The organism is Shimia sp. R10_1, from assembly GCF_017744095.1.
Lineage (GTDB): Bacteria > Pseudomonadota > Alphaproteobacteria > Rhodobacterales > Rhodobacteraceae > Shimia.
Genome location: NZ_JAGHQX010000035.1, coordinates 1 through 1,126, shown reverse-complemented (window position 1 = coordinate 1,126; position 1,126 = coordinate 1). Strand labels below are relative to the sequence as shown.

The following is a 1,126-nucleotide window of genomic DNA, read 5'->3' as shown; positions in this document are numbered from 1 at the left end:
CGGATTGCGCTGACCAGCGGGCTGACACGAAAGCAGGTCGCCTCAGATTTGGGCGTGGGGCTATCCACGCTGAACAAGTGGGTGACGGCGCATCGTGACACTGAGTTTGTGCCCAACCAAGATCTCGACCTTGCCCGTGAGAACGAACGACTACGACGGGAGAACCGTATCCTGAAGGAGGAGAGGGAAATCTTAAAAAAGGCAACGCAGTTCTTCGCGGGCCAAAAGCAATGAGGTTCCGGTTCATCGAAGAAAACACTGATACTTTCAGCGCCAAGCGTATGTGTGACGTGTTGGATGTCAGTGAACGCGGACTGCGCGCGTATCGCAGCCGACCTGCCAGCCAAAGGCAGCGAACCGACATGGTTGTGCTGGCCCACATCCAGGAGCAATCCCGGCTCAGCCTGAGCAGCTACGGCAGGCCCCGTATGACTGAAGAGCTGAAAGAGCTTGGCCTGAACATTGGCCATCGCCGCGTTGGTCGACTGATGCGCGAGAATGGTATCCGCGTCGAACGCTCCAAGAAATACAAGGTGACCACTGACAGCAACCATACGTTCAACATTGCGCCCAATCTGCTGAACCGCGACTTTCACGCGGATGCGCCCAATCAGAAATGGGCAGGTGACATCAGCTATGTGTGGACCCGCGAGGGTTGGCTGTATCTCGCCGTGATCCTGGATCTGCATTCAAGACGCGTAATCGGCTGGGCTGTCAGCAATCGCATGAAGCGTGACTTGGCGGTCCGGGCCTTGAAGATGGCGGTCGCACTGCGACAACCGCCGAAAGACTGCATCCACCATACGGATCGCGGTAGCCAATACTGCTCTCACGATTATCAGAAACTTCTACGTCAGCACGGCTTCCGGGTGTCCATGTCGGGCAAAGGCAATTGCTATGACAACTCCGCTGTCGAGACGTTCTTCAAGACGATCAAGGCCGAACTGATCTGGCGAAGATCGTGCCACACGCGCAGAGACGCCGAGTTGGCCATCTTCCAATACATCAACGGTTTCTACAATCCGCGCCGACGGCACTCAGCATTGGGTTGGAAAAGCCCCGTCGCTTTCGAGAGAAAAGTGGCCTAAAAGAGCTCTTGGGGCGGCACAAAAACGTGACAGGTCCA

1 protein-coding gene is annotated in these 1,126 nt (G+C 56.2%); it reads left to right on the top strand.

Annotated features, from left to right (window positions below):
• Positions 1–1,088, top strand: a protein-coding gene (locus J7413_RS20405) for an IS3 family transposase (RefSeq protein ID WP_209101867.1) whose coding sequence is annotated in 2 segments (ribosomal slippage) — positions 1–190 and positions 190–1,088 — 1,089 coding nt annotated over the 2 segments. Because the reading frame shifts where the segments join, the coding sequence is not laid out codon by codon here. This gene is flagged as partial in the annotation.
• Positions 1,089–1,126 lie beyond the last annotated feature (38 nt).